4 protein-coding genes, 1 tRNA gene and 1 pseudogene are annotated in these 7,523 nt (G+C 34.9%); 1 reads left to right on the forward strand and 5 read right to left on the reverse strand.

The window, feature by feature from the left end; genetic code table 11:
• Positions 1 to 4 precede the first annotated feature (4 nt).
• The 5 genes from AC15TD_RS15110 to dnaE all read right to left on the reverse strand — a co-directional run bounded on the left by AC15TD_RS15110 (position 5) and on the right by dnaE (position 6,738).
• Positions 5 to 78, reverse strand: a tRNA-Asp gene (locus AC15TD_RS15110).
• Positions 79 to 159: 81 nt separating this feature from the next.
• On the reverse strand, positions 160 to 1,089 hold the full coding sequence (locus tag AC15TD_RS15115) for a DUF58 domain-containing protein (RefSeq protein WP_484452976.1): 930 nt from the start codon (positions 1,087 to 1,089) through the stop codon (positions 160 to 162).
• Positions 1,090 to 1,190: 101 nt separating this feature from the next.
• Entirely contained in the window at positions 1,191 to 1,733 is a 543-nt protein-coding gene (locus AC15TD_RS15120) for a ClpP family protease (protein ID WP_484452977.1), read from the reverse strand.
• A 79-nt stretch (positions 1,734 to 1,812) separates the two neighbouring features.
• A complete protein-coding gene (trxA, locus tag AC15TD_RS15125; protein WP_484452978.1) occupies positions 1,813 to 2,130 on the reverse strand; it encodes a thioredoxin in 318 nt (105 codons plus the stop codon).
• Between the two features lie 222 nt (positions 2,131 to 2,352).
• The gene (gene dnaE, locus AC15TD_RS15130) at positions 2,353 to 6,738 is read right to left on the reverse strand and encodes a DNA polymerase III subunit alpha (RefSeq protein ID WP_484452979.1); all 4,386 of its coding nucleotides are present in this window, start codon (positions 6,736 to 6,738) and stop codon (positions 2,353 to 2,355) included.
• A 229-nt stretch (positions 6,739 to 6,967) separates the two neighbouring features.
• On the opposite strand from dnaE, the pseudogene AC15TD_RS15135 reads away from it, so the two are divergent.
• Positions 6,968 to 7,523: pseudogene (locus AC15TD_RS15135) on the forward strand (hypothetical protein); the annotation flags it as partial.

Here is a 7,523-nt window from a genome sequence, read left to right on the forward strand (position 1 = left end):
TTTGCGGTCTGGACGGGACTCGAACCCGCGACCTTCGCCGTGACAGGGCGACATTCTAACCAACTGAACTACCAGACCGTTGCTTTATTGCGGTTGCAAATATACACGGGTTTTTTTATATCTCAAACGTTTTTTGCGATTTTTTAAATAATATTTTATTTAAGCAAATTTTTGACGTTCTACCATGTAGGTGGTGAGGATGTTATTAAAATCTTTATTAATATCGGCCTCCACATACTTAATTTTGTATTGTGCACACTTTAATTTTAAAGCTTCAAAATAATTACTAACTTCAGTGTGATAATTATCTTTAATAGTATCAGCATATAAGTTGATATATTCACCTGTTTCAACATCAATAAAACGCTTTGGTTTGTTATCAAAATCAAAGACTAATTCTTTCTCCTTGTCAAAAACATGAAATAAAATCACTTCATGTTTATTATACTTTAAATGACGAAGTGCCTCAAACAACTTAGTTTCTTCAATAGACGACTGAAACATATCTGTAAATAAAAAAATTAAAGACCGCCTGTGAATTTTTTCTGCTATTTCATGAAGATATTTATACGTTTCTGTATTTTTTTGAGAAACCTTCGGTTCAACAACCTGGTTAAGTTGATGCAATAACATTTGATGATGACGTTCACTTCCTTTTTCAGGTGCATAAAAATCATATGAATCACTATAGATACTCAACCCAATGGCGTCGCGCTGTTTCTTTAAGATATGCATTAAAGAAGCCGAAGCCAATGCCGAAAATGCTATTTTATTAAGGTTATTAATATCAAAGGTTTGCATTTTGGGATAGTGCATCGAACTACTATTATCAATAATAAGATGACATCTTAAATTGGTTTCATCATCATAACGCTTTGTATATAGTTTTTCCGTTTTTGCAAACAGCTTCCAATCGATATGGCGCGTGCTCTCCCCTTGATTATATATTTTGTGTTCCGAAAATTCAGCCGAAAAGCCGTGGAACGGACTTTTATGCATACCCGCAATAAATCCCTCAACAACTTGTTTCGCAAGTAGCTCGAGGTTTTTAAAACCGCTAACGCTATCGAGTTCATGCTGAATATTCATTTCTTTTTTTAGATATTAGATTGCTTGGCTTCCAACAACACGAAAAAGAACCTCAAATACATTTAAAATTGGTCTTCTTTCTCTTCTCTATTCTCTCTTTTCTATAGTACACCATCAACAATACCATAAGCAACAGACTCCTCTGCTCCCATCCAATGGTCACGATTAAAATCTTTCATTATTTTTTCAAATGTTTGCCCACAGTTATCGGCTAAAATTTGTGCACTTAATTCTTTAGTAAGTATAATTTCTTTTGCCGTAATCTCAATATCACTGGCTTGCCCGCGTGTTCCTCCGCTTGGTTGGTGAATCATAACTCGTGCATGCGGTTGAATAAAACGTTTTCCTTTAGCACCTACCGATAAAATAAGGGAACCCATAGACGCTGCAAACCCCGTACAAATTGTAGATACATCGCTATTTAATGACTTAATACAATCATAAATAGCAAATCCCGATGTTACATAACCCCCTGGACTATTTATGTACAATTGAATATCGCTAACCGCTAAACTATCTAAATACAATAAACGATCTATAACATGCTTTGCCGATTTATCATCTACTTGACCCCAAAGAAATACTTTACGTTGTTCAATTAATTTGCTATCAATAGCATCTTGAACTTTTATTTTATCACTCATCTTTATTTAATTTTTATCTAAAATAAAAAAAAGGTTTACCATATACGGTAAACCTTTCAATTTTCTTTTTCACTATTTGCTATAAAAGCGAATCGATAGCTTCTGTGTAAGCATTTTTAGGAGCTACACCAACTTGACGTCCTACTACTTCTCCATTTTGGAAAACTAATACGGTTGGAATGTTACGTACGCCGTATTTTGCAGCAAATTCTTGATTTGCATCTACATCTACTTTTCCTACTACAGCTTTACCTTCGTATTGCTTACTTATTTCTTCAATGATTGGCCCTACCATTCTGCAAGGTCCGCACCATGCTGCCCAAAAATCAACCAAAACAGGTTTGTCACTTTTTAAAACAGTTTCTTCAAATGATGCATCTGTAATTTCTAATGCCATAATATTTTATTTTAATTGTGTTTCTTTTCAAATCTTAATGCAAAATTAGTCAAAAAAATAACTAAAGCTTACAAGTGAACAATTTGTTTTACTTATAGTTTTATTGTTTTGTACTATTACCAATACGTGCGCATCATTTTGGTTTTCAAAATGTCAGGCTATCCGCTATATCTTTTTAAAAAAAAGGATGCCGCTTCTATCCTTTGCGCGAAAACATTACATCTAATTCAACTTATAAAACACATCTTGATTCTCTAACTCTTGCAATAACTCTTGTGAAATTTTTACCTTTTTCTTTCTGCTGGGCATATTAAGTTTAATACTCTCTTCTTGATCATAAATCACAAAATTTAGTAACTGGTTTCCCGGATGCATCTTAACAAGTTCGCTTAAACTGTTTATGGTATCACTTTGAATATCTTTTATATTTAGTTGTATAGATAATTTTTTTGCATAGTTTTCCATAACATCATGCAATAACTGAAAGCTGTTAAACTGTAAACGAGGTTCTCCTTTTTTTTGAGTTTCCTTATTTATCCACCCTTCTCTAATAAATACCTTAACAAAAACAAAGCTGTTCTTTAATAAGAAATGTCTGAATTTAAGATACTCTTCACCAAAAATCCGAAATTCAAAACTATCATTATAATCTTCAACAGTAAATAAGGCCCACCCTTTACCTTGTTTGCTAACACGATGTTGCACATCGGTAACCACACCACCAAAAACAAGTTCTCGGTTAACATAGGTTTCTAAATCCCTCAGGAGGTCTAAACTAGCATTACAAAACGTTTTCATTTCTACTTTAAAATCATCAAGAGGATGCCCAGAAATATAAATACCAACCACTTCTTTTTCTCTAGCCAGTTTTTCCATAGTGCCCCAAGATTCACATGGTGGTACTTGTGGTTCTGCTATTTGTACATCACTGGCTTCGCCAAACAAACTCACTTGCGCCGAATTTTCATTTTCTTGATGTTTACTGCCATACTTTATAGCCTTTTCTAAAAAGGTAATGCCGTCACCATCATCATGAAAATATTGTGCCCTGTGCGTATTTGCAAAACAATCGAAACCACCTGCTAAGGCCAAATTTTCAAATGCTTTTTTATTAGCAGCTCTTAGGTCTATCCGTTTGGCCAAATCAAAAATGGATTTATAATGCCCGTCTTCTTTTCTATTATTAACAATAGTCATTACAGCACCATGCCCAACACCTTTTACAGCACCCATTCCAAAACGCACCGCATTATCTTTATTTACAGAAAACTTATAAAAAGATTCGTTTACATCGGGTCCTAACACATCTAATTTCATGCGTCTACATTCTTCCATAAAAAAGGTAACCTGCTTAATATCATTCATATTATTAGACAGTACAGCAGCCATATATTCTGCAGGGTAATGTGCTTTTAAATAGGCCGTTTGATAGGCTATCCAAGCATAACATGTAGAATGCGATTTATTAAATGCATAACTGGCAAAGGCTTCCCAGTCTTTCCATATTTTTTCCAGCTTATTTTTATCATGACCATTAGCGCCTGCTTGCTCAATAAATTTAGGTTTCATTTTATCAAGAACTGCAATTTGCTTTTTACCCATCGCTTTCCTCAATACATCGGCTTCACCCTTCGTAAAATTAGCCAGCTTTTGAGACAATAACATCACCTGCTCTTGATATACGGTAATGCCATAGGTTTCTTTTAAATATTCCTCCATAGCTGGAAGATCATATTCTATTGTTTCTTCACCATGCTTACGTTTTACGAAACTTGGAATATATTCCATAGGTCCCGGACGATACAAGGCATTCATCGCAATAAGGTCATCAAAAACGGTAGGTTTTAAATCTTTTAAATGCTTTTGCATTCCAGGAGATTCGTACTGAAATACGCCTACGGTTTCACCACGTTGAAATAAGGCATAAGTTTCTTCATCATCTAATGGAAAATTATCGGGGTCTAATAAAATGTTATGTTTAGCCTTTACAATTTTAACGGTATCTTTTATGAGCGTTAGTGTTTTTAAGCCTAAGAAATCCATTTTTAATAAACCGGCCTCTTCAACCACCGAGTTATCAAACTGTGTGACATACAGGTCTGAATCTTTTGCCGTTGCAACCGGAACATAATTCGTAATGTCGCTTGGTGTGATAATTACACCGCAGGCATGAATGCCCGTATTTCTTAACGAACCTTCAAGCGTTCTCGCTAAATTGACTGTTTCAGATTCTAAATCGTCGCCTTCTGAAATATTTAAAAGCTGGTTTACCTTCTCTAAATCTTCGGCTCTGAATTTTTTAGCCAATTCTTTCTCATCTAACCCGAAAATCTTACCTAGTTTAGACATGGTAGGAATCAATTTTGCAATTCTATCGGCATCAAATAAGGGTAAGTCTAAAACTCTGGCAGTATCTCTAATAGATGACTTTGCAGCCATCGTTCCGTAGGTAATAATTTGTGCTACTTGATTACTTCCGTATTTCTTAATGACATAATCCATAACACGGCTGCGACCTTCATCATCAAAATCAATATCAATATCTGGCATACTAATACGGTCTGGATTTAAAAAACGCTCAAAAAGTAAATCGTACTTAAGCGGATCAATATTGGTTATCCACAGACAGTATGCGACCACCGAACCCGCTGCTGAACCACGACCAGGCCCCACAGATACGTCCATTTTTCGTGCTTCACGAATAAAATCTTCAACAATTAAAAAATAACCAGGATATCCTGTGTTTTCAATAACACTAAGCTCAAAATCAAGACGCTCTTTTATTTCTGGGGTTAATTCGCTGTATCGTTTTTCGGCACCTTGATATGTTAAGTGTCTTAAAAACGCATTTTCTCCTCGTTTGCCCCCATCAACTAAATCGTCTTCATTCTTAAATTCTTCTGGAATGTTAAACGCCGGAAGCAAGACTTCTCTAGCCAGTTGAAAGGGTTCTATTTTATCAACTACCTCTTGAATATTCGAAATAGCCTGAGGCAAATCTTTAAATAAACTTTTCATCTCATGGGCCGACTTGAAATAGTATTCCTTGTTAGGCATACCATATCGATAACCTCGTCCGCGACCAATAGGCGTTGCTTGCTTTTCACCGTCTTTTACACATAATAAAATATCATGCGCATTGGCATCTTCTTGTTCTGCATAATAAGTATTGTTTGAGGCTATAATTTTAACCTGATGCTTTTCTGCTAGCTTTACTAAAGTAGGATTGACGCGCTTTTCATCTTCTTGATTATGACGCATAATTTCTACGTACAAATCGTCTTTAAATTGTTCTTTCCACCATAGCAAGGCTTCTTCTGCCTGATTTTCTCCAATATTTAAAACTTTACTTGGTACTTCGCCATAAAGATTTCCAGTTAAAACAATAATATCGTCTTTATACTGCGCTATTAATTTTTTATCAATTCGTGGCACATAATAAAACCCGCTTGTAAAAGCGATAGAGGATAGTTTTGCTAAATTATGGTACCCCTTTTTGTTTTTTGCGAGAAGTACTATTTGATAGCCATTATCTTTTCTAGATTTTTCTAAATGATTTTCACAAACAAAAAACTCACAGCCTAAAATAGGCTTCATTTCTTTGGCGGTAGGTGTTTCTCCTTTTTCTATAGCCTCTTTATTTTTTGCTTGAACCGTTTTATTATATAAAGACACTTCTTTTACAAAATGAAAAGCACCCATCATATTACCATGATCGGTTAGAGCCACAGCTGGCATTTGATACTTCGCTGCAGAAGCCACTAGTTTTTTTACACTAATTGTAGATTGTAAGATTGAAAACTGCGAGTGATTATGCAAATGAACAAAATCAACCTCAGCGAGTTCGGCTATATTTTCCTTAATTTCTTGAGTAGAAATAGTGTTGGTTTCGGCCTTTTTTAATTGTTCCCGAATCCTAGCACTCTCACTTTTTAAATTAATATGTTTTAATCCTATTAACTCAATTTCTTTAGGATTACGGTCATTAAATGCTTTAATATGATCTTGCTGAACATCTAATTGCGCTTTGGTAAATTCCCCTAATCGAATTAATTCAAAAAAACAACGTGTGGTAGCCTCCACATCGGCAGTGGCATTATGAGCTTCTACAAACCGTTCATTAAATAAAAACTCATGTAATTCTGAAAGGGTTGGCAACTTAAACTTCCCATAACGTCCGCCAGGAATCTGACACAAACTAGCCGTATGTTCTGTACAGGTGTCTAAAACCGGTAATTCTTGTAATGGGTTAGCCATATCAACACGCACAAATTCAGCGCCCATAATATTAAGATCGAACTTCACATTCTGCCCAACCACGAATTTAGTTTTATGAAGGGCTTCTTTAAACTTTTCTAAAACTTCTAACAAAGGCTCCCCTTGCTCTTTTGCTAATTCGGTGGAAATACCATGGATTTTTTCCGCATCAAACGGAATGTTAAACCCTTCTGGCTTAATTAAATAGTCTTGATGTTCGATACAATTTCCTAAAGCATCATGTAATTGCCATGCAATTTGAATACAACGTGGCCAATTATGAGTATCTGTAATGGGTGCATCCCATCGCTTTGGAAGACCAGTGGTCTCTGTATCGAATATTAAATACATAAAAATTATTAATTTTTTTAACTTTACAAAAATAGGAGTGCTAAAATTAATGATAATTAGTTTTTAATACGTGCAATTTTATGAGCAGTTATAAACAAAAAGAAAGAAATAATATGAACATAAATAATTTCTGAAAATAAATTGGTTTATGATAAAAATCATATTTCGTGTAACACATGTTACATAATTTTACACCAAGATTTTAAATGAAATATCAAATACAGTTATTATGAAAAATTTTAAACTTATATTAAACTTACTTGTTGTTGTAACAAGTTTTATGTTTTTCCAATGTACCAGTGAGTATACTCCTATAGCCGGAGTAGATGGTATTGATGGTGTAGACGGCGTCAATGGTATTGATGGCTCGGATGCTGATGCAGCACTTTGTATTCAATGTCACTCCTCTTCACATCGTGACCCTATTATTAATGCTTATGCTTCATCTGGACATGGTTCTGGTGGTTCCTGGGGAAGAGGAACACGTTCAAGTTGTGCTCAGTGTCACAACAATGAAGGTTACATTGATTATTTATCAGGCCAATTTTTTCAAACAGACACAGACCCTTTAAGTCCTGATTTTGGTGATTTAATTCTTGACGTCAATGAAGACCCTATTCCAATGGCAAATCCAGACGGGTATTTAGTGTCTAATCCTATTAATTGCACAGGATGCCATGATGCACACAGATCATTTAATTTTAGTGTAGATGGCAATGATTATGCATTAAGAAACATTGATCCTGTAAAATTAGTGCTTGACCCTACAGTACATATTGACTTAG

It is taken from the genome of Yeosuana sp., assembly GCF_057126245.1.